The sequence below is a fragment of the Streptomyces shaanxiensis genome, from assembly GCF_039537145.1.
GTDB lineage: Bacteria > Actinomycetota > Actinomycetes > Streptomycetales > Streptomycetaceae > Streptomyces > Streptomyces shaanxiensis.
Map to the genome: position 1 here is coordinate 299,497 of NZ_BAAAZY010000006.1, position 19,722 is coordinate 319,218.

At 71.3% G+C, this 19,722-nt stretch carries 22 protein-coding genes; 8 read left to right on the forward strand and 14 right to left on the reverse strand.

Annotation, left to right across the window (positions count from 1 at the left end; translation table 11 throughout):
• Positions 1-9: 9 nt before the first annotated feature.
• Positions 10-795 carry a nucleotidyltransferase domain-containing protein gene (locus ABD932_RS08120; RefSeq protein ID WP_345010097.1) on the reverse strand — a complete coding sequence of 262 codons (786 nt, stop codon included), beginning with the start codon at positions 793-795 and terminating at the stop codon, positions 10-12.
• Positions 796-930: 135 nt separating this feature from the next.
• Between ABD932_RS08120 and ABD932_RS08125 the strand changes: the two genes are divergently transcribed.
• The 3 genes from ABD932_RS08125 (at position 931) to ABD932_RS08135 (ending at position 2,784) form a co-directional block, all read left to right on the forward strand.
• Complete coding sequence (locus tag ABD932_RS08125; RefSeq protein ID WP_345010099.1) at positions 931-1,638, forward strand: hypothetical protein; 708 nt, start codon at positions 931-933, stop codon at positions 1,636-1,638.
• Positions 1,639-1,894: 256 nt separating this feature from the next.
• Positions 1,895-2,320: a RidA family protein gene (locus ABD932_RS08130; RefSeq protein WP_345010101.1), complete on the forward strand. Its 426-nt coding sequence runs from the start codon at positions 1,895-1,897 to the stop codon at positions 2,318-2,320.
• On the forward strand, positions 2,317-2,784 hold the full coding sequence (locus tag ABD932_RS08135) for a GNAT family N-acetyltransferase (protein ID WP_345010103.1): 468 nt from the start codon (positions 2,317-2,319) through the stop codon (positions 2,782-2,784). Before ABD932_RS08130 ends, ABD932_RS08135 begins: the two co-directional genes overlap by 4 nt.
• 23 nt (positions 2,785-2,807) lie before the next feature.
• Here ABD932_RS08135 and ABD932_RS08140 read toward each other — a convergent pair whose 3' ends face one another.
• Positions 2,808-3,521: an aspartate/glutamate racemase family protein gene (locus tag ABD932_RS08140; RefSeq protein WP_345010105.1), complete on the reverse strand. Its 714-nt coding sequence runs from the start codon at positions 3,519-3,521 to the stop codon at positions 2,808-2,810.
• Positions 3,522-3,526: 5 nt separating this feature from the next.
• Positions 3,527-5,020, reverse strand: coding sequence for an NCS1 family nucleobase:cation symporter-1 (locus ABD932_RS08145; protein ID WP_345010107.1), 1,494 nt, complete (start codon positions 5,018-5,020; stop codon positions 3,527-3,529).
• Between the two features lie 150 nt (positions 5,021-5,170).
• Here ABD932_RS08145 and ABD932_RS08150 point away from each other — a divergent pair, with 150 nt between their 5' ends.
• Entirely contained in the window at positions 5,171-5,845 is a 675-nt protein-coding gene (locus ABD932_RS08150) for a GntR family transcriptional regulator (RefSeq protein WP_345010109.1), read from the forward strand.
• A 119-nt stretch (positions 5,846-5,964) separates the two neighbouring features.
• Here the strand turns inward: ABD932_RS08150 and ABD932_RS08155 are convergent, their stop codons facing one another.
• The 3 genes from ABD932_RS08155 to ABD932_RS08165 are packed head-to-tail and all read right to left on the reverse strand — an operon-like array spanning position 5,965 to position 8,377.
• A complete protein-coding gene (locus ABD932_RS08155; RefSeq protein WP_345010111.1) occupies positions 5,965-6,630 on the reverse strand; it encodes a maltokinase N-terminal cap-like domain-containing protein in 666 nt (221 codons plus the stop codon).
• Positions 6,631-6,642: 12 nt separating this feature from the next.
• A complete protein-coding gene (pip, locus tag ABD932_RS08160) occupies positions 6,643-7,617 on the reverse strand; it encodes a prolyl aminopeptidase (RefSeq protein ID WP_345010113.1) in 975 nt (324 codons plus the stop codon).
• A gap of 40 nt (positions 7,618-7,657) precedes the next feature.
• The gene (locus ABD932_RS08165; protein WP_345010115.1) at positions 7,658-8,377 is read right to left on the reverse strand and encodes a uracil-DNA glycosylase; all 720 of its coding nucleotides are present in this window, start codon (positions 8,375-8,377) and stop codon (positions 7,658-7,660) included.
• Positions 8,378-8,441: 64 nt separating this feature from the next.
• Here ABD932_RS08165 and ABD932_RS08170 point away from each other — a divergent pair, with 64 nt between their 5' ends.
• The gene (locus tag ABD932_RS08170) at positions 8,442-9,011 is read left to right on the forward strand and encodes an RNA-binding S4 domain-containing protein (RefSeq protein WP_345010117.1); all 570 of its coding nucleotides are present in this window, start codon (positions 8,442-8,444) and stop codon (positions 9,009-9,011) included.
• A 63-nt stretch (positions 9,012-9,074) separates the two neighbouring features.
• On the opposite strand, the gene ABD932_RS08175 is transcribed toward ABD932_RS08170, so the two are convergent.
• Together ABD932_RS08175 and ABD932_RS08180 are read right to left on the reverse strand one after the other, a co-directional pair.
• Positions 9,075-9,548 (reverse strand): DoxX family protein, encoded by a 474-nt coding sequence (locus ABD932_RS08175; RefSeq protein ID WP_345010119.1) that lies wholly within the window; start codon positions 9,546-9,548, stop codon positions 9,075-9,077.
• Positions 9,549-9,649: 101 nt separating this feature from the next.
• Complete coding sequence (locus ABD932_RS08180; protein ID WP_345010121.1) at positions 9,650-10,561, reverse strand: acyltransferase domain-containing protein; 912 nt, start codon at positions 10,559-10,561, stop codon at positions 9,650-9,652.
• A 43-nt stretch (positions 10,562-10,604) separates the two neighbouring features.
• Here ABD932_RS08180 and ABD932_RS08185 point away from each other — a divergent pair, with 43 nt between their 5' ends.
• On the forward strand, positions 10,605-10,931 hold the full coding sequence (locus ABD932_RS08185) for a DUF6343 family protein (protein ID WP_345010123.1): 327 nt from the start codon (positions 10,605-10,607) through the stop codon (positions 10,929-10,931).
• A gap of 42 nt (positions 10,932-10,973) precedes the next feature.
• Here the strand turns inward: ABD932_RS08185 and ABD932_RS08190 are convergent, their stop codons facing one another.
• From ABD932_RS08190 to rpsA, 4 genes are all read right to left on the reverse strand, one after another.
• Positions 10,974-11,354, reverse strand: a complete 381-nt coding sequence (locus tag ABD932_RS08190) for a tetratricopeptide repeat protein (protein WP_250082769.1) — start codon at positions 11,352-11,354, stop codon at positions 10,974-10,976.
• 50 nt (positions 11,355-11,404) lie between these two features.
• On the reverse strand, positions 11,405-12,061 hold the full coding sequence (gene coaE / locus ABD932_RS08195; protein WP_345010126.1) for a dephospho-CoA kinase: 657 nt from the start codon (positions 12,059-12,061) through the stop codon (positions 11,405-11,407).
• A 56-nt stretch (positions 12,062-12,117) separates the two neighbouring features.
• Positions 12,118-13,056, reverse strand: coding sequence for a PAC2 family protein (locus tag ABD932_RS08200; protein WP_345010128.1), 939 nt, complete (start codon positions 13,054-13,056; stop codon positions 12,118-12,120).
• Positions 13,057-13,324: 268 nt separating this feature from the next.
• Positions 13,325-14,821 carry a 30S ribosomal protein S1 gene (gene rpsA / locus ABD932_RS08205; protein WP_126391287.1) on the reverse strand — a complete coding sequence of 499 codons (1,497 nt, stop codon included), beginning with the start codon at positions 14,819-14,821 and terminating at the stop codon, positions 13,325-13,327.
• Between the two features lie 378 nt (positions 14,822-15,199).
• Between rpsA and ABD932_RS08210 the strand changes: the two genes are divergently transcribed.
• Both ABD932_RS08210 and hrpB read left to right on the forward strand, forming a co-directional pair.
• On the forward strand, positions 15,200-16,021 hold the full coding sequence (locus tag ABD932_RS08210) for a class I SAM-dependent methyltransferase (RefSeq protein WP_345010488.1): 822 nt from the start codon (positions 15,200-15,202) through the stop codon (positions 16,019-16,021).
• 4 nt (positions 16,022-16,025) lie between these two features.
• Positions 16,026-18,503, forward strand: a complete 2,478-nt coding sequence (gene hrpB, locus ABD932_RS08215) for an ATP-dependent helicase HrpB (RefSeq protein ID WP_345010132.1) — start codon at positions 16,026-16,028, stop codon at positions 18,501-18,503.
• Here the strand turns inward: hrpB and pgfA are convergent.
• Together pgfA and ABD932_RS08225 are read right to left on the reverse strand one after the other, a co-directional pair.
• Complete coding sequence (pgfA, locus tag ABD932_RS08220; protein WP_345010134.1) at positions 18,493-19,485, reverse strand: cell envelope lipid trafficking protein PgfA; 993 nt, start codon at positions 19,483-19,485, stop codon at positions 18,493-18,495. The two genes, hrpB and pgfA, sit on opposite strands and share 11 nt — an antisense overlap.
• Before the next feature lie 25 nt (positions 19,486-19,510).
• A complete protein-coding gene (locus ABD932_RS08225) occupies positions 19,511-19,645 on the reverse strand; it encodes an SPW_0924 family protein (protein WP_345010136.1) in 135 nt (44 codons plus the stop codon).
• Positions 19,646-19,722 lie beyond the last annotated feature (77 nt).

A 19,722-nucleotide genomic window follows, 5' to 3' on the forward strand; every position in this document is an offset into this window, starting at 1 on the left:
CGGAAGCAGTCACGCGCGCGACGCCGCCGCCCTCTCCATCACCTGCTCGAAGAGCGTCTCCGCTTCGGCGACTGCCCGGCCCATCCGGTCGCGTCGGGCACCCAGGGAGCCGATGACCGCGTCGACATCCCGCAGCCCCGCCCGCTCCAGCAGCCTCTTCTCATTCGTCACCCACTCCCCCCGCGCCGCCAGCACCGCGTGTCCGGTCTGCGCGGCTGCCGTGGCGAGCGCGCCCGCGAGTTCGGTGAGGCGCCCCGCCGGAGCGTGATTGGCCTTGGCGTACGAGAGAGTGGCTCGGGCGGTGCCGTACCAGCGCTCGGGCGCCGTGCGGCGCAGCTTCTCCGGATACGCCGCCGGACGCGGGAGTTCACCCCGCAGTACGTGGTTGACGGCCAGCTCCGCGACGACCAAGTAGCTGGGAATCCCGGCGAGATGGAACAGCAGCGGCTCCACCCGGAACCGCCCCTCCTCCGCCTCCGCCAACTCCCGTTCCACCACGTCGAGATCGCGGTAGTGGACGTCGACGCGCCGCCCGTCGATCGTCAGCCACGCACCCCCGTTGAAGACACCGCCACCCCAGCCGCCGACCTCGGAGACCTCGCCTTCCCAGCCGACCGCGCGGAGTTCGGCGGGGTCGAAGGCGCCCCGGTAGTAGATCGCCAGATCCCAGTCGCTGTCGGCCCGGTGCGTGCCCTGGGCCCGTGAGCCGCCGAGGGCGACGGCGCGGACGGTGGGGAGGGAGGCCAGGCGGTCGGTGACGGTGGCGAGGAAGGCGGCGTCGTCGGGGGTGGGCATAGGCGCAGCGTACGTAGCCCTGTGCCGCGCCTCCAGGTAATTACGCCCGTCGGCCTCGGCCTTTCGGGCCGTTGTCAGTGGCACGCGTTATCAATGAAGTCGTCACTCAGTGTTACGAAAACGGGGGAAGTAGTGATGACGACGTACGAGAAGGGTCCAGAGGACCAGACCCAGGCCCCGCATGACCCGCACGACCCGCATGACCCGCATGACCCGCATGACCCGCAGCAGCCCACCCTCCGCACCCACCTCTCCGCAGCCGGACTGCGGGCCCGAGGGTGGACTCCCGCGATGATTCGCCAACTGCTCGGCGATCCCGACCTGTTGCGCTCCCATCCCCACTTCCGCTCCGCCCCGCAGACCCGCCTCTACGGCGTCGAGCGCGTCGAAGCCGCCGAGCGAAGCGAGGAGTTCCGGGCCGCCTCGGCCGTTGCCGCGCGGCGGTCCGCCGCCGCGCGGGCCGCGGCTCTGCGCAGGCGGCGCGAGGTGCTGGCGCGGATCGCGGCGGAGCCCATCGACGTGCCGCGGCTGCCCCCGGACCGGCTGGCTGCCCTGGCGGTCGAACACCGCAACCGCCGGGACGAGGAGCGGGCGCTGTGGCGCCGGGGACATGTCGCGGTGCCCGCCACGGTCGAGCGGGCCGAGCCCGGCGCGCTCGACCGCTGGAAGGTGGACTACCTGCGGCATCGACTGACCCGCTGCGACGAGGTCCTCGACGAGCTGTACGGACGCACGGGCCGCGCCGCAGCCGAGGAACTGCTGCGCCGCCGCATCCACGCGGCCATCGCCAAGGCGTACCCGGACCTTGCCCGGGAGTGCGAACGCCGGCTGCGAGAAGGGTGAACGGGGGACGGGCCGCCGCCTGGATGACCTGACCGGGCAGGGGCGGGAGACACCGGACCGCCGGGGAAATTCGGATGCGCGCGGCGGTGCGGCCGCGCATGATCGGCGGGTTGACCGTCGACCTCGCCGCCGCTGTATCGACCACCGGCGTACCGGCGTACCGGCGGACCGCCTTGGCGATGGCCGCGTAAATCCGGCGCACCGCCATGTCGAGTACCGCCGTACCGACGTACCGCCCTATCGCTCAGGAGCCCGCATGATCCCTCGCGTCATCTCCCCCGCCCTCTTCCCGCCGCCCACCTACTCCCACGCCTCCGTCGTCGAGGCCGGTACGAAGCTCGCCTTCCTCGCCGGGTCCGTGCCCCTCGACGCCGACGGGAACCTCGTGGGGGAAGGGGATCCCGTACGGCAGGCCGAGCAGGTGATCGCCAACCTGGAGGAGCAACTGCGGGCGGTCGGCAGCGACTTGGCGCACGTGGTGTCGACCGATGTGTACGTCGTGAGCGGTGAGACGGCGGCGCTGTCCGCCGTCTGGGAGGTCGTCGAGGCGTCCGGGCTGAGCGTCGGTCCTCACTCGTCGACGCTTCTCGGGGTGGCCTGCCTCGGATACACGGGACAGTTGGTGGAGATCACGGCCACGGCCGTCGTTCCCGAGGGGCAGACGGAGGCAGCGCGGCCATGATCCCAGTCGCACTCCGCCGCGCCACGGCGACCGACGCAGGTGCCGCCGCCGACCTCTGGTTGCGGTCGTTCGCCGCCGCGCTGCCGACGGTCGTCCGGCCGCGCTCGGACGACGAGGTGCGGACGTATTTCCGGGAGGTGGTGGTGCCCCTGAAGGAGACCTGGGTGGCCGAGGCCGCCGACCGCGTCGTCGGCCTCATGGTGCTCGACGACGACCAGCTCTCCCAGCTCTACCTCGACCCCGACTGGCGCGGCCACGGCATCGGCGACCGATTCGTCGACCTCGCCAAGCGACGCAGACCGGGCGGTCTGGCCCTGTGGACCTTCCAGGTCAACAAGCCCGCCCACCGCTTCTACGAACGGCACGGCTTCGTCGCCGTCGAGCACACGGACGGCGGCGGGAACGAGGAGCGGGAGCCGGACGTGCGGTACGTGTGGAGTCCGGGTCGTCCTGAACAGGCCTGAGCGAGTCCCGGGCCGGCCGCCCCCTAAGCCGCCCCCCAGGCCCGCCGCTTCGGCAACGGCTTCGCGTACCCACCGGCCCGACTCGTCGTCAGCCCCAACGCGACCAGCGACTCGGCGAGTTTGACGGCCGCCGCCACCCCGTCGACGACCGGAACCCCCAGCTTCTCCCCCACCACCCGCTGCAGCCCGGTCATCCCGGCACACCCCAGCACCAGGACCTCGGCGCCGGCGTCCCGCGCCCGTTCCGCGGCGGCCAGGAAGGCGGATTCCGTGCGCTCGCCGTCCTCCAACTCCAGCACCCCGAGCCCCGTACCGACCACGGCGGCACAGTTCCGCCCCACCCCCGCCAGCTCCAGACTGTCCTCGATCTGCCCGCACGACCGCTCCAGCGTGGTCACGACCCCGTACCGCCGCCCGAGCAGGCAGGCCAGATGCGCGGCCGCCTCCGTGATGTCGACGACCGGCACGTCCACCAGCTCGCGGACGCCCTCGCGCCCGTGCTCCCCGAAGCCGGCCATGACGACGGCGTCGTAGCGGGCACCGTCGTACGTGCGCAGCGTGTCGATCACCGCCGCGGCCGAGAGGTAGCTGTCGAGCCAGCCCTCCGCCGACTCGGGTCCCCACGCGGGGGTGAGCCCGAGCACGGTGGTGCCCGGACCTGCCGCGGCCCGGGCACCTCGTACGATCTCCTCGGTCATCTCCTGCGTGGTGTTGCAGTTGGTGACGACGATCCGCACGTCCTTCAGGCCTCCTGTGTCATGGACTCGGTGGACGCGGTACCGGACCCGGCGGCGGACTCGGCGCGCTCACCGCGGCACAGCACGAGGTACAGGCCCGCGCCCATCGCCGTGCCGATGAACCACGAGTACGGCGCCACGTCGCTGAACGTGCCGACCAGTGCCAGCACCGCCGAGACCCCGGCGGCCGGCAGGAACGCCCACAGCGCCTTGGGGTTGACGCCCTTGCGGTAGTAGTAGCGGGAACCGGGGGTGGCGTCGAACAGTTCGTTCACGTCCACGCGGCCGCGCTTGATCAGGTAGTAGTCGACCATGATCACACCGAACAGCGGGCCCAGGAAGGCGCCCAGACCGCCCAGGAAGTAGTTCACGACCGTCGGGTTCGAGAAGAGGTTCCACGGGGTCACGACCAGCGCGGCCACGGTGCTGATCATGCCGCCGACCTTGAAGGTGATCTTCTGCGGCCAGACATTGGCCAGGTCGTACGCCGGTGAGACGAAGTTGGCGACGATGTTGACGCCCATGGTGGCGATGGCGAAGGTCAGCGCACCGACCACCAGCACCCAGGTGTTGCCGATCTCGGCGACCAGGTAGGCCGGTTCGGTGATGGCCTTGCCGAACACCTCGATCGAGCCCGCCGTGACGATGACCGAGACGACCACGAACGCCGTCGAGTTGATGGGCAGGCCCCAGAAGTTGCCGCGCTTGACGGTCTTGTAGTCGGGCGAAAAGCGGGAGAAGTCGCAGAAGTTGAGCATCAGCGTGCCGTACGTGGCCAGGATCAGCCCGATCGCGCCGAACCACTGCCGCCACTGCTCGCCGACCGAGACCGGGTTCGGGGTCGAGGTGAGCGAGATCGTCCAGCCGGCCTTGGCGAGGATCCAGACCGCGAGGGCGATCATCACGATCCAGATCGCCGGGCCGCAGAAGTCCTGGAACTTGCGCACCGACTCCATGCCCTGGCTGATGATCGCCGCCTGGATCAGCCACAGGGCGATGAAGGTGCACCAGCCGAGCTGGTGCAGGCCCAGGAAGGAGTTGTGCGTCCAGGACTCCAGGCCCGGCCAGGCGGCCAGCAGCATGATGTTGACGGCGACGGAGGCCAGATAGGTCTGGATGCCGTACCACATGATGGCGATGACGGCCCTGATCAGCGCCGGGATGTTGGCGCCCCAGACGCCGAAGCTGATGCGGCTGACCACGGGGAACGGGACGCCGTGGCGCTGGCCGATCTTCCCCATCCAGTTCATGCCGATGTAGATGATCACGAAGCCGACGAGCAGGGACGTGAAGACCTGCCACACGTTCATGCCGAGGACCAGCAGACCGGCCGCGAACGTGTAGTTGCCGAGGTTGTGGACGTCGGACATCCACATGGCGAAGAGGTCGAAGACCTTCCAGTTGCGCTTGCCCGCGGGCGCGAGGTCTTCGTTGGTAAGCCGGGGATCGGGGACGAACGCTGGTGTGCCGGTGACTTCGGCACGGTCGGCGAGGGACACGGGGCCTCCAGGAGCCGGGGGACGGGGACTGCTTGTGGAGGGCGTTTGGTATACCAAACTGCGCACATAGTCCTCCCGTCAACAGTTCTGACCGATGTCGCTCTTGTTAACGCTCCGTAAATCACACCCGGAGTCGGCGAAGATGGCCCCATGAGCTCGACGACGAAGATCGAACCCCTGGGCGCGGTACGGGAACGCGTCCTGGCGACCCTGCGGCAGGACATCATCGCGGGCCGCCTCCGGCCGGGTGACCGGCTCGTCGAGCGGGAGCTGGCCGAGCGCCTCGGGGTCTCGCGCGTGCCGGTCCGCGAGGCGATCCGGGCGCTGGTCGTCGAGGGCTTCGTCCACTTCGAGTCGGCACGCCGTACGGTCGTGCGCAGGCTGACCCCGGCCGACGTCAAGGAGCTCTTCGAGCTGCGCGAGGCCTTGGAGGTGTACGCGGCCGGGCTCGCCGCGGCACGGGCCACGCCGGAGGACCTGGCCGAGGTCGAGCGGCTCCTCGACCAGGCGGCCACCGCCACCGAGGCCGGGGACGCGGAAGCGATCACGGACGTCAACAGCCGGCTGCACGACCGCATCGTGGCCATGGCGGGCAACAGCCTGCTGCTGGAGGCGCTGGAGCCGGTCGCGGGCCGCCTGCGCTGGATGACACGACGCAACGAGGAGTGGCCCCAACTCCTGGTGGAACACCGTGAGTTGTACGAGGCGATCGCCTCCGGCGACCCGGCCCGGGCCCGCGCGCACGCCCTCGCGCACGTGCAGACCAACTACCGGTCGACGGTACGGCAGCTCTTCGGGGAGGCCGCGGCCGAGGAAGGGCCGTAGAGGTCGGCCGAGGGAGAGCCGCCGTACGCCTGGGGCACGCCGCCGACACCTCTCCGGGCGCGCCCGCGGTTACTACCGACGACGCCGTACGGGGACGTCGGCGACCGAGAGGACGGCTGTCAGGACCGCGGCCCGGGGTGCAGGGTGACGAACAGCGCCCGGGCCCGGCTGCCGTCCGGCACGTCCCAGGCACCCGCGACGTGACCGGTCGCGCCCTCGGGAGGGACGGGCGGGGCGTCCGGAGTCGCGGGACGCAGGACCCGGTGGAGGCGGAGGGTGGTGCCGTCCGGGAGGGGGAGCTCGGTGCCGTCCTGATCGTCGGTGGCCGTGGGGACGAAGGCGACGGGGAGACCGCCACCGGTGTAGGACCTGGCGACCTCCCGGTCGGGTGTGTCGCTGATGCTCTGGGCCTGGGCCTGAACCCGCCCCGCCACCAGGGCCAGCAACTGGGCGGTCAGTACCGGGTCGTGGCAGCCGTCGTAGGCCCAGCGCTTGCCCAGCACTCCATGTTCCATGGTGCCGACGAGGGCGTGCTCCGCCCCGTCGAGCGGTGCCCCGCGATAGCTGAGCGGCACCAGGTAGGCGGTGGGGACGGCGCCGGAGGCATCGGTGGCCACCATGAACTCGATCCCCACCTCGCCCTCCGGGTCGTCCAGCCGGAAGCCGCCCGCCTTGGTCAACTCCGGTTCGCCCGGGCCGCCTTCGTACCAAGGGCGGGTGGGCAGCCAGGAGGCGAGCAGTTCCAGCTTGGTCGGCTTGAGGGTGGTGCGGTGAATGACAGCCATCCGAGGGTCTCCCTAAACGTCTTCCTGAACGCGCGCGTACTTGTCCGTCGCCGCCACCAGCGCCTCCGCCATGCCCGGCGCCCCGGCGTTGTGCCCCACGTCGTCGATGACGACCAACTCGCTGCCGGGCCAGGCGTGGTGGAGGCGCCAGACGACACCGAGGAGGTTGCCGGGGTCGAGGCTGCCCTGGACGAGTGTGCCCGGGATGCCCTCGAGCAGGGGCGCGTCCCGCAGGACGACGCCCTCTTCGTCGCCGTCCCCGAGGAAGTGGTCGTTGCCCCAGTAGTGCGTCACGGTACGGGCGAAGCCCATGCGGAACACCGGGTCCTCGTAGCGCGGGACGGAACGCGGCGGGGCGGCGGCGATGGCGGTCTCCCAGTCGGTCCACGCCCGCGCCGCCCGCGCCCGTGTCTCAGGATCGGGTGACTCGATCAGCCGGTTGTACGCGGCCGCGAGGTTCCCCGCGCGCTCGTCCTCGGGCACCTCGGCGAGGAACCGCTCGAACGCCTCGGGGAAGTACTGACCGAGCCCCCTGGTCAGCAGGGCGACTTCGGCGTCGGAGCCCGTGGCCACCCCCGTGAGGACGAGTTCGGACACGGCCCTCGGATGGGTCTGGGCGTACCTCAGCCCCAGCACGGACCCCCACGAGACGCCCCACACCAGCCACCGCTCGATCCCGAGGTGTCGCCGCAGCAGCTCCAGGTCGGCCATCATATGCGCCGTGGTGTTGACGCTCATGTCCGTCTCGTACACGCTCGCGTGCGGCGTCGAACGTGCGCATCCGCGCTGGTCGAGCAGCACGACACGGTACGCCTCGGGGTCGAACAGCCGCCGGAACCAGGGGTTGCTGCCGCTGCCCGGCCCGCCGTGCAGCACCAGCGCGGGCTTGCCGTGAGGGTTTCCGCAGGTCTCCCAGTACACGCGGTTGCCGTCGCCGACGTCGAGCATGCCGTGGTCGTACGGTTCGATCTCCGGATAGAGGCCCATCCGGGCACCGTAACGTCGTACGACCGCCCGGTCGCCTCATTTACGGCCGACCGCCGCCGCCGAGCCCGGCCACCTCCGCCGCCGCGCCCAGCACCTCCCGCAGCATCGCGGGCGTGAGCCTGCCGGTGAAGGTGTTGCGCTGGCTGACATGGAAGCACCCGAAGAGTTCGAGCCCGCCGACGTCGCCGTGCCCGTCCACCGCGAACCGCGCCCCGTGTCCGAACGCGGGCCGCGGCCGGCGCACCTCCCACCCCGCCTCCACCAGGGCGGGCAGCGTCGCCTGCCAGCCGAAGGCGCCCAGGACGACGACCGCCCGCAGTGTCGGCCGCAGCAGCCGCAGCTCCTGCACCAGCCAGGGCCGACAGGTCTCCCGCTCACCTGGTGTGGGCTTGTTGGCGGGCGGGGCGCAGTGCACGGGGGCGGTGACGCGGACGCCGTACAGCTCCAGCCCGTCGTCGACGGCCACCGACGTGGGCTGCGAGGCGAGGCCCACGTCGTACAGCGCCTGGTACAGCACGTCCCCGGAGCGGTCCCCGGTGAACATCCGGCCGGTGCGGTTACCCCCGTGCGCGGCCGGGGCGAGCCCCACGATCAGCAGCCGGGCGTCGGGCGGCCCGAAGCCCGGTACCGGCCGGCCCCAGTACGTCTGGTCGGCGAAGGCGGCACGCTTGGTGCGGGCCACCTCCGCACGCCAGTCGACCAGTCGCGGGCAGGCCCGGCAGCCCGCGATCCGACGGTCGAGATCAGCGAGGGCGTCCACGACTCCACCGTACGGCCGCCTCGGCCCCGTACAGGAACGTCCGTGCGGGGACTAAGGTCGAGGCATGGCTTCCGAGGATGACGAGGCGAAGACCGGCGACACGGTCGAGGGACAGCGGCCGGACGACGGACAGCGGCCGGACGTGGATCAGCGGTCGGACGGGGGGAAGGCCGAGCAGGCCGGCGACCCGAAGATCGCCGCCGCTGTGGCCGCCGCCGAGGCCGCCGGTCCGCAGAACGGCGAGAGCGTGCGGATCGACAGCTGGATCTGGGCCGTACGCCTGGTCAAGACCCGTTCCATGGGCGCCACCGCCTGCAAGGGCGGGCACGTGCGTGTGAACGGCCAGAACGTGAAGCCCTCCCACTCCGTGCGCGTCGGCGACGAGGTGCGCCTGCGCCAGGAGAACCGGGAACGGGTCGTCGTGGTCAAGCGGCTCATCCGCAAGCGGGTCGGCGCACCGGTGGCAGCACAGTGCTTCGTCGACAACTCGCCCCCTCCCCCGCCGCGCGAGGCCGTCGCCCCGGCCGGCATCCGCGACCGCGGCACGGGCCGACCGACCAAGCGGGACCGCCGCGAGCTGGAACGGCTGCGCGGGCTCATGGGCGGAGCAGCGGGACAGCCGCGCGGACAGTGACATACGGCGGTGGCGTCCGGCAGGCCGAGAAGGCCCGGGCCGGACGCCACCGACACCGTCGGGTCACGCGCGTCGTCGCACCAGCCGCAGCAGATCCGCGTTGGAGTTCCGTCGGGCCCAGGCGATCAGGGCCAGCGGCACGATCAGGATGAGCGGTGTCGCCGCGTTCTCGCCGTCGAACGCGGTGATCGTCACGACGAACGCGCCCACCATCAGCGCGCTGAGCGCCATCGCCGCCACCGACTGCAGCACCGGGATCAACAGCGCGACGGCACCGGCCAGTTCGAGTGCGCCGATGGTGTACATCCCCGCGCTTCCCCAGCCGAGCTCGTCGAAGACCTCGGCGGCCGAGGGGTGCGCGATCAGCTTGGGCAGCGCGCTCGCGATCGCGAAGAAGAGGGCGAGCAGTATCTGCAGGCCGCGCAGGGCGATGCGGGCCCGGCGGCCGCGCGGCGTCGCGGACTCGGCGATGACCGTGCCGGAGGTGGCCGAGGCGGCGGTGGGGACGGAGGATGCGGAAGCGGCGGTCTCGGACATGGGTTCTCCTGTGTGAAGCGGTGGTCCGTGGTGCTGTCACAGAGGTAGACCGGGGTTCGCGGCGGAACTCATCGCCGTACCAACGACCTTACGAGGGATTTTCAGGCGCTCCCGTCGAACGGCAGCCATCCGTGCCCGACATACCAGTGACCACCCGCCCGCAGATGGTCCCCGACCGCCCGCTCCACCGCCGTGCGGCGCGGCAGGCCCTCTACCGGCAACTCCGGGTCGCCGAAGACGAACTGGACCGGCTCGGTGTCGGACGGCTCCGGCTCCGCGCGGGCGATGCGGAAGCGCTCCTGGAACCGGACGATGTTGGAGTCCTCGGGCAGGTACTTCCTGAGCTGCGCGTCCAGCAGCCAGGAGTGGCAGGTCACCACCCGGTAGCGCGCCTCGGGAAAGTGCACCGGGAAGAACTCCCGGGCGAGCGCCAGGGACCGGTCGACGGCGGCCGGCGTCAGCGGCCCGTGGAAGTCGGGGATGTGCAGGTTGAGACAGGGCGAGTCCGGACCCACGCCGACCCCGGCCGCCGCAAGCCCGGCCCCCGTCCGCGCCCCGAGCCGCGCCCGCTCGAACTGCAGCCGCCCCAACTGGTACAGCTCGCCGCGGAAGTGGTGGACGAGCCACCAGGGAGCCTGCACTCCAACCCGCCCGTACCGCCGACGGTGCACGGCCATGTTCCGCCCGAGATCGGCGAGGGTGCGCCGGGAGACGTCGGCCGGGATGCCGCGCTCGCGGTGGTACGCGCGCGTGGAGGGCAGCGCGGCGACGAACACGTACACGGGGAAGCAGCGCTGCAGAGGGCCCGAGGGCCAGTCCAGGTCGGGCAGGTCGACCGGGCAGCCGACCTCCCCCACGGTCCGGACGAGCTCGTCGACGGACCGTGCCAGGAACTGCAGCAGCTCCGGGTCGTCCGTCACCCGTCGGGCCATCCGCACGAGGTCGTTGATGTCCTCGTGGGGTACCTGGAGGTCGAGCAGCACCTCGGCCAGTTCGTCGGTGTCCGGCAGCACGGAGCCCCCTGTGAGGAGAACGAGGAGTACGTTTCAAGGAGGAGTGGTGATCCCGATGCGTACGGGCAGTGAGCCGACGACAGCGCGCAGTGCACTGCGGGCCCGCTTCTGGCTGTGCGTGTGGGGCGTGGTCTGGGCGGTCTTCGGCACCGTCGCGTTCTCGCTCGCGGGCCGACCCGGCTGGGCGGTGGCCTGCGGGGCGCTGTGGCTGGTGATCACCATCGACATGGCCATGGTCCTCAGACACATCCGCCAGGGCCCGCACTACCAGCCGGGCCGCGACGTACCGCCGTATCGCCCACCCGAGGACCGCCCGTACCGCCCGCGAGAGGACCGCCCGCACCGGCCACCGCCGAACCGCTGTCCATAGCCGCACCGGAGAGCCGTCACCCCCGCTCGGTCGCGTTGCCGCTCACCCGTCGAACCGTGCCGCCTTGAGGTACTCCGGGTTCGGATCGAGCGCGGCGGCCAGCCGGAAGTGCCGCTTGGCCTGGTCGGCTCTGCCCTGGCGCTCGTAGGTGCGGGCGAGCGCGAAGTGCGCGAACGCGTTGTCCGGCTCGCGCTCCAGGACGATCGTGAACTCCAGCTCGGCGGGCCGGAGTTGGGCTGCGGCGAAGAAGGCGCGCGCACGCAGCAACCGGGCGGCGGTGTTCTCCGGGTGCACGGCGATGACCTCGTCGAGCAGCTTCACCGCGCCCCGCGGGTCCCGCGCGGCGAGCAGTTGCTCGGCGGCGCGGAAGTCGATGACATGCGTCTCCGGAGTACGTCCGGTCGAACCGCTGGTCTCGGGCACGGCAGAGTCCTTCCCTCGCTGGAGGGGTTCAACGCCCGACGCGCGCACCGCTATTCCTGCGGCGACCGGGGCTGCGGACTCCCCTGTGACTCCTGGGACCCTCGCAGGTCCCCGTGGGCCCGGCGCACGAGCTCGTCCCACACGTCCTTCACACGCCGCTGAAGCACCTCCAGCGGTACGTCGTTGTCGATGACGACGTCCGCGATCTCCAGCCGCTTCTCACGTGTCGCCTGCGCGGCCATACGCGCGCGTGCGTCCTCCTCGGTCATGCCGCGCAGCCGGACCAGCCGGTCGAGCTGGGTCTCGGGGCTGGCGTCGACGACGACCACGACGTCGTACAGCGGCGCGAGGCCGTTCTCCGCGAGGAGCGGCACGTCGTGGACGACGACGGAGTCCTCGGCCGCGCCCTCTTCGAGTTCGCGCGAGCGGGCGCCGACGAGGGGGTGCACGATCGAGTTCAGTACGGCGAGCCTGTCCGGGTCGGCGAAGACGATCGAGCCCAGCTTGGGCCGGTCCAGGCCGCCGTCCCCGGCGAGCACCTCCTCGCCGAAGGCCTCGACGACGGCGGCGAGACCGGGGGTACCGGGCGCGACCACCTCGCGCGCGATACGGTCCGCGTCGATCAGCACGGCCCCGCACTCGACGAGCAGCCGCGACACCTCGCTCTTACCGGCACCGATGCCGCCGGTCAGGCCCACCTTCAACATGACCGGCAGCTTAGGGCCTGCCGCCGACATCAACACCCGGCAGGCCCCGTCGGCCCTCAGTTGTCGCCCTCGCGCTCTGCCAGGAACCGCTCGAACTCCTGGCCGATCTCGTCCGCCGACGGGATGTCCACCGGCTCGGCGAGCATGTTGCCGCGGGTCTCGGCGCCGGCGACGGCGTCGTACTGGTGCTCCAGGCCCTCGACGAGGTTGGTGAGCTCGTCGTCGCCCTCACGGATCTGCCGGTCGATCTCGTTCTGCGTGCGGTGGGCCTCCGTGCGCAGGGAGTGCGCGATGCCGGGCAGGACGAGTCCGGTGGCCGCGGTGAGGGCCTCCAGGATGGTCAGCGCCGCGTCCGGGTACGAGGAGCGGGCGATGTAGTGCGGGACGTGCGCGGCGATGCCCAGGACGTCGTGCCCGGCCTCCATCAGCCGGTACTCGATCAGGGACTCGGCGCTGCCGGGCACCTGCGCCTCTTCGAAGGGGCTGCGGTGGCCCGGGACGAGGTCGGTGCGGTTGCCGTGCGGGGTGAGGCCGACCGGGCGGGTGTGCGGGACGCCCATGGGGATGCCGTGGAAGTTCACCGACAGACGCACCCCGAGCCGCTCGACGATCTCCTTGACCGCCGCGGCGAAGCGCTCCCACTCCACGTCCGGCTCGGGCCCGGAGAGCAGCAGGAAGGGCGCGCCGGTGGCGTCCTGCACGAGCCGCACCTCGATGGCGGGGTCCTCGTAGTCGCTCCAGCGGTCGCGCTTGAACGTCAGCAGCGGTCGGCGGGCCCGGTAGTCCACCAGCCGGTCGTGGTCGAAGCGGGCGACGACCTGGTGGGGCAGCGAGTCGAGGAGCCGGTCGACGATCTGGTCGCCGGTCTCGCCCGCGTCGATGTATCCGTCGAAGTGGTAGAGCATGACCAACCCGGCCGACTCCTGGGCAAGCGCCATGTCGACGACAGCCAGCCCCTTCGGCTCCCATGCGTACAAACCCTGCGGATCAAGCACTGTGACCGCTCCTCCTCGTGTCCGTACGTCACAACGCCCTTACAGGCGGGGGCATTCCCGAGGAAGGAGCTCATTGATCTTGCCGGGTTGGGCGACGCCCTTTTTTTGGGGGCGCGGGGCTGTATGAATATGCGGCTCCGCCGCGTGGGCGCGACAAGCCCCCGCCGGCCGCGCGCCGAAACGCAACCCGGCCCAGGGCAACACCGAGGGGCCGCACCTCGAAAGGTACGGCCCCTCAGTTACCGGCTAAGCCTCAGCGAGCCAGCGTTCAGCTCTGGCCACCCGCGAGCTTCTCGCGGAGAGCGGCAAGCGCCTCGTCCGAGGCCAGCGCGCCGGAGTTGTCCGGGCCCTCGGAGGAGTACGAGCCACCGGAAGCGGCCGGAGCCGCACCCGCGGCGTCGCCACCCTCGGCGGCAGCGGCAGCGTCGGCCTCGCGGCTCTTGATGACCTGCTGCTGGTGCTGCTCGAAGCGCTGCTGCGCCTCGGCGTACTGGTGCTCCCACGCCTCGCGCTGGGTCTCGTAGCCCTCGAGCCAGTCGTTGGTCTCGGGGTCGAAGCCCTCGGGGTAGATGTAGTTGCCCTGGTCGTCGTACGAGGCAGCCATGCCGTACAGGGTCGGGTCGAACTCGACCGTGGCCGGGTCGGCACCGAAGGCCTCGTTGGCCTGCTTCAGCGAGAGGCTGATGCGACGGCGCTCGAGGTCGATGTCGATGACCTTGACGAAGATCTCGTCGTTGACCTGGACGACCTGCTCCGGGATCTCCACGTGGCGCTCGGCCAGCTCGGAGATGTGGACCAGACCCTCGATGCCCTCGTCCACGCGGACGAACGCACCGAACGGAACCAGCTTGGTGACCTTACCCGGGACGACCTGACCGATCTGGTGGGTCCGGGCGAACTGCTGCCACGGGTCTTCCTGGGTCGCCTTCAGCGACAGGGAGACACGCTCGCGGTCCATGTCGACGTCGAGGACCTCGACGGTGACTTCCTGGCCGACCTCGACAACCTCGGACGGGTGGTCGATGTGCTTCCAGGACAGCTCGGAGACGTGGACCAGACCGTCGACGCCACCCAGGTCCACGAAGGCACCGAAGTTGACGATCGAGGAGACGACGCCGGAACGGACCTGACCCTTCTGGAGGGTGGTGAGGAACGTCTGGCGGACCTCGGACTGGGTCTGCTCCAGCCAGGCACGGCGGGACAGGACCACGTTGTTGCGGTTCTTGTCCAGCTCGATGATCTTCGCCTCGAGCTCCTTGCCCACGTAGGGCTGGAGGTCGCGAACACGGCGCATCTCGACCAGGGAGGCCGGGAGGAAGCCGCGGAGGCCGATGTCAAGGATGAGACCACCCTTGACGACCTCGATGACGGTACCGGTGACGATCCCGTCCTCTTCCTTGATCTTCTCGATCGTGCCCCAGGCACGCTCGTACTGAGCGCGCTTCTTGGACAGGATGAGGCGGCCTTCCTTGTCCTCCTTCTGGAGGACCAGGGCCTCGATCTCATCGCCCACGGCGACGACCTCGTTCGGGTCGACGTCGTGCTTGATGGAGAGTTCGCGGCTCGGGATAACGCCTTCGGTCTTGTAACCGATGTCGAGCAGGACCTCGTCCCGGTCGACCTTCACGATGACGCCGTCGACGATGTCGCCGTCGTTGAAGTACTTGATCGTCTCGTCGATCGCGGCGAGGAAGGCTTCCTCGTTACCGATGTCGTTGACCGCTACCTGCGGGGTGGTGGCGGTGGTCTCGGTGCTGCTCGTCATGTGGGAAAGGGCTCCGGTACGGACATTGAAGTCGTAGGTACTGCTACGCCGGGAGCCCGTATCGCTCTGAAGAAGCCGGACAGCCAAGGAAGCACCACACCATCAAACCGGTGGCGCCTCGAAAACCGAGGGGACATACAACAGATGCGAGCGCAGCCTGCTACGTCTGAGGTGCGCAGGCCCGCAGCGCAACTTGTAGCATACGGGGGCAGCCGGACAGGGTCAATGCGCGAAGGCGCACACCCGGGGCGGATCGCCCCATACCCGGCACAAAACCTGTCTCCTGAGGCCACGCTGGCCGTAAGGCGTCCCTTTCGTGACACCGCCATGTGGGTGATGCCATGGAGGTGACGGAAGAGTACGACGAGGGAGCCGATCATCCAAGAGCCCGCATCGTCCGAGTCCGGTTTCGAGCCGGAGGCCACCCGCCGTGAGTCCGGAGTCGCGGAGAGTTCCCGCGCCAACCGGGGCTGGTGGGACCGCAATGCGGACGAGTACCAGATCGAACACGGCACGTTCCTCGGCGACGACCGCTTCGTATGGGGCCCCGAGGGCCTGGACGAGGTGGAGGCCGAGCTGCTCGGCGCGCCGGAGGACCTCAAGGGCAAGCAGGTGCTGGAGATCGGCGCCGGCGCCGCCCAGTGCTCGCGCTGGCTGGCCGCGCAGGGGGCGAGCCCGGTCGCCCTGGACATCTCCCACCGCCAGCTCCAGCACGCCCTGCGCATCGGCGGCGCGTTTCCCCTGGTCTGCGCCGACGCCGGCGCCCTCCCCTTCGCCGACGCCTCCTTCGACCTGGCGTGCTCGGCGTACGGCGCGCTGCCGTTCGTCGCCGATCCGGTGCTGGTGCTGCGGGAGGTGCGGCGGGTGCTGCGGCCGGGCGGACGCTTCGTCTTCTCCGTGACCCACCCGATCCGCTGGGCGTTCCCGGACGAGCCGGGCCCGGAGGGCCTGTCCGTCTCGGCCTCGTACTTCGACCGCACGCCGTACGTGGAGCAGGACGAGGAGGGAAGCGCGGTCTACGTCGAGCATCACCGGACGCTCGGCGACCGCGTCCGGGACATCGTGGCGGCGGACTTCCGGCTGGTGGACCTGGTGGAGCCGGAGTGGCCGGCCTGGAACACCTCGGAGTGGGGCGGCTGGTCGCCGCTGCGCGGGAATCTGATCCCGGGGTCGGCGATCTTCGTGTGCGTACGAGACTGAGAGCGTGATCCGTTACGACGCCCTGGACGCGCTGCCCGTACGCGGCGCCCTGCCCGGTCTGAACGACGCCCTGGACACGCACGGCACCGCGGTGCTGGTCGCGCCGCCCGGCACCGGCAAGACCACCCTCGTGCCGCTGGTACTGGCGGGGCTGGTCGGCGAGGGGCCGGCCCGGCGGGTCGTCGTCGCCGAGCCCCGGCGGATCGCGGCCCGGGCCGCCGCGCGGCGGATGGCGTGGCTGCTGGGCGAGAAGGTCGGCGAGAGCGTCGGCTACACCGTGCGCGGGGAGCGGGTCGTCGGGCGCCACGCGCGCATGGAGGTCGTCACGACCGGTGTGCTGCTCCAGCGGCTGCAGCGCGACCAGGAGCTGGCCGGCGTGGACGCGGTGGTGCTCGACGAGTGCCACGAGCGGCATCTGGACGCCGACACGGTGGCGGCGTTCCTGTGGGACGTACGGCAGACGCTGCGGCCGGAGCTGCGGCTCGTGGCCGCGTCGGCGACGACGGACGCGCAGGGGTGGGCGCGGCTGCTGGGGGACGCCCCGGTGGTCGAGGCGGAGGGCGCGTCCCACCCCGTGGACGTGGTGTGGGCGCCGCCGACGCGCCCCGTACGGCCGCCGCACGGCATGCGGGTCGATCCGGCGCTGCTGACGCATGTGGCGTCGACGGTGCGGCGGGCGCTGGCCGAGCGGGCGGGGGACGTGCTGTGTTTCCTGCCGGGTGTGGGCGAGATCGGGCGGGTCGCCGGGCAGCTGGGGGGCCTGGGCGACGTCGAGGTGCTCCAGGTGCACGGGCGGGCGCCGGCGGCCGTGCAGGACGCGGTGCTGGCGGGCGGGGAGCGGCGCCGGGTGGTGCTGGCGACGTCCGTGGCCGAGTCGTCGCTGACGGTTCCCGGTGTGCGGGTCGTCGTGGACTCGGGGCTGGCGCGGGAGCCTCGTGTCGATCACGCGCGCGGGTTGAGCGCCCTGACGACGGTACGGGCCTCGCAGGCGGCCGGGCGGCAGCGGGCGGGACGGGCCGGGCGTGAGGCGCCGGGGGCGGTGTACCGCTGCTGGGCGGAGGCCGAGGACACGCGGCTGCCACGGTTCCCGTCGCCGGAGATCAAGGTGGCCGACCTGACGGCGTTCGCACTGCAGGCGGCCTGCTGGGGCGACCCGGAGGCCACTGGGCTGGCGTTGCTGGATCCGCCGCCGGGCGGGGCGATGGCGGCGGCCAGGAGCGTGCTGACGGCCATCGGGGCGGTGGACTCCGGCGGGCGGGCCACGGAGCGGGGCACCGCGCTGGCCCGGCTGGGGTTGCATCCCCGGTTGGGGCGGGCGCTGCTGGACACGTCCGGCGCGGGTGCCGAGGTGGTCGCGCTGCTCAGCGAGGAGGCCCCGAGGGAGTACGGGGACGATCTGGCCGCCGCTCTACGGGCGGCTCGGCGTGGCGGTGACGCCTATGCGGGGCGTTGGCGTGCGGAGGTGCGGCGGTTGCGGGCCAGTGGCGAGCAGGCGTCCGCGTCCGGCGTGGACGAACGCACCGCGGGCCTCGTCGCCGCCCTCGCCTTCCCCGAGCGTGTCGCCAGAGCCGACGGCGGTTCCTACCTCATGGCGTCCGGCACGCGCGCCGAACTCGGTGACGGCAGCCCCCTGCGCGGCGCCCCGTGGCTCGCCGTGGCCGTCGCGGACCGGCCCGTCGGCAAGGGGCACGCGCGCGTGCAGCTCGCCGCCGTGGTGGACGAGGACATGGCCCGGTCGGCTGCGGCCTCGCTGTACTCCGAGGGCCAGGAGGTGCACTGGGCCGAGGGGGACGTCGTCGCCCGGCGCGTCGAGCGGCTCGGGGCGATCGAGCTCGCGGTGCGGCCGTTGCGGGACGCCGACCCCGTACTCGTACGCGATGCGCTCCTCGAAGGGCTACGGCAGGAAGGGCTGGGCCTGTTGCGCTGGTCCCCGGACGCCGGCGTCCTGCGGCAGCGGCTGGCGTTCTTGCGACTGCACCTGGGCGAGCCCTGGCCCGACGTGTCCGACGACGCGCTCCACGCGCGCGCGGACGAGTGGCTGGAGCCCGAGCTGAGCCGGGCCCGGCGGCGGGCCGACCTGGCGCGGATCGATGCCGGGCAGGCGCTGGCCCGGCTGCTCCCGTGGGCCTCGGGGGACGCCGGGCGGCTGGACGAGCTCGCCCCGGAGCGGATCGCCGTACCGAGTGGGTCCCGGATCCGGATCGACTACGGCGATCCCGAGCAGCCCGTCCTCGCCGTGAAGTTGCAGGAGATGTTCGGGCTGCACGAGTCGCCCCGCGTCGCCGGGGTGCCGCTGCTCGTCCATCTGCTCTCCCCCGCCGGGCGCCCCGCCGCCGTCACCGCCGACCTCGCCTCCTTCTGGCGGGACGGCTACAAGGGCGTACGGGCGGAGCTGCGTGGCCGCTATCCCAAGCACCCGTGGCCCGAGGACCCCGCGACCGCCGAGCCGACCCGGCACACCAGCGCACGGCTCAGGCGGTGACCGGTTCCGGTTCGGTGTCCTGCGCGGGCTTCGGGTCGCCGGGGCGGCGGCCGCGTGCCTCCAGGTAGAGGGAGAGGGACAGCAGAATTACGCCCATGACCAGGAAGCCCCACGGCAGGTACGACGTCATCAGCAGCACCAGGGTGCGGTTGGACTTGACCAGGTCCACGGTGTAGGCGATGTAGTCCTCGCGCATCTTCACGTGGCCGGCGAACGCCGTCACCTTGTCGCGGTCGCCGAGCAGGGTGCCGCCGCGCAGTTCCTCCTTGTGGATCTCCTCGCCGTATACGGGCGCGCCGGTGAGGGGTTCGACCCAGAACTTGCGGACGGTGGTGTACCAGCGGGTCGTGCCGGTCTTGGCCACCGACTCCGGGGTTATGCCCTCGACCGGCATCGCCTTGGGGAACCTCACCTTGGTCCAGGGGATGGTCTGTTCGAAGTAGTAGACCTCGACGCCGCGGAAGTCCTGGGTGCCCTTGTAGTGGATGGGGGCGCTGGTGCGGGTCTGGGCGTCGAAGTACTCGTAGTCGCGTTTCTCGGTGAGGAAGGGCCACTTGAACTCGATGCCCTGCCGCTTCACCGGGTCGCCGTCGACCGTCTCGCCGGTGGCGTGGACGGGTTCCTGGGTGTGGGCGTCGAAGATGTAGCGCTCGGGGATCTTGGAGACCATCTTGCCGTCGGGGCCGACCACGTAGGAGAGGCCGTCCCAGACGACGACGTCCTTCCCCGCCGTCCTCTCGATCTTCTCCGACTCTTCGACGTTGCCTTTCAGTGTCTGCACGATGGTGACCTTGGGGACCTTGCGGGCCTGCATCGTGCCGTAGTCGAGGAGGGTCGCGTCCTTCGCCTCCAGGACCATGTCCTGGTACTGGCCGGGCGGGATCTTGGCCAGCCGCGGGAAGGCGTACCAGCGCAGCAGCGGGGACAGTGCCGCGAAGAACACGGCGAGGGCGAGCAGGATCAGGCTGGCCTTGCGGCGCATCTCGGCCTCCCTCCCGGACGGGCGGTTACGGGTGTGCGGGCACCGTCGTGAGCAGCGGTTTGGGCGACGTCTTGCCGGTCGGTGCACCCATGGCCGTGATCGCGAGGACCAGCGCGAGCGCGAGGGCGAGACCGGTCGCGGCAGCGATCAGGGCGCGCATACGGGCCTCCCGGAATCCCGGAGCGAACACATCCCAGGAATCTGATACATCGTCAGGTTCGGCACCGTAGCAACGGG